The organism is Streptomyces sp. NPDC002130, assembly GCF_040296465.1.
Taxonomy (GTDB): Bacteria; Actinomycetota; Actinomycetes; order Streptomycetales; family Streptomycetaceae; genus Streptomyces.
The window spans coordinates 1-1,014 of the sequence record NZ_JBEOXI010001304.1 but is presented as its reverse complement, the minus strand read 5'-3'; the positions used below and the strand labels follow the sequence as shown (position 1 = coordinate 1,014).

The window sequence follows — 1,014 nt, the reverse complement described above, 5'->3', positions numbered from 1 at the left end:
CGGGTCTGGCCGATGCGGAGCTTGTGTATGACACTACGCGATGATGCAGAAGTGAGCAAACCTGAAATCGATCCCGCAACGCTGGATCTCACAACCGATCCATACGCCCAGCACATCACCACTCGACTCCTGGACTTCTTTGGCGATACCTCTCCATGGCAGCGGAGACTCTGGGATACCGGGACCGTCACCGCACTGTGCGAGCTGGACGAGGCATCGAGCTGGCGGGCCAAAAGCGTGCTGTCATCAGGTGCAGTGAATTGGCTGGCGTCCGACATCATTCGCCTAGCCGGCAAAGACATTGGAGTAGGCAATCGCGAGCTGCGGTCACAATTGACCAGCACCCTCAAATCTGGCGTTCCCCATGGGAGCCGGAACCATAGAACTCTCAGGCAAATAACTGACATGGTGCGGGTGGGCTATGTGGGCCGATGGGGCGCTGCCGTGGGCGGCCCATCTCGACCGTCGCCGGAACGACTCTCCCGAGCTCTCGCATCCCACCTCCTAGATTGTGGCTACAGCATGCGTTTCCTACACCGATGGGTCACAGGCAATGTGTACGCCAACAACTCCCTCGGCGAACTGCTCGACTCCGCTGGGTCACTTTCCGAACACGAAGTTCGGGAATTCGAGGTGATGGTTCCTTTCATCTCCCTACCGGGAATGCAACTTGCCGAAGCCCTACCCGAGTGGCGCAACGCAGGCGCATTGAATGAATGGGCCCATAAGAGAGCGGCCAAGCTGACCAACACTCCTATGTGCGGGGGATTTTTGTACAAGATCGAGGCCAGGGATCATTTTGGGGCCGGTGACGCCACCAACGAAACTATCGACAGGATCATCGCTCGCAGCAGCTACACCCGAAAGACTGGTCGCGGCGCCAAGATCCCCGAACCTTTTGGGAACGTGTGGGTCTGGGACGGCAGCGAATGCCATGAGGTCGCATTGCAGCCGCCCGGGCGCGGCGCATTCGTCCTCTCTCTACAGACCGAGAAACAGGTTTACAACGTCTCT

At 58.6% G+C, this 1,014-nt stretch carries 1 protein-coding gene; it reads left to right on the top strand.

The window, feature by feature from the left end; genetic code table 11:
- Positions 1-27: 27 nt before the first annotated feature.
- On the top strand, positions 28-1,014 hold a 987-nt coding region (locus ABT116_RS50480; protein ID WP_351648612.1), incomplete at its 3' end, for a hypothetical protein.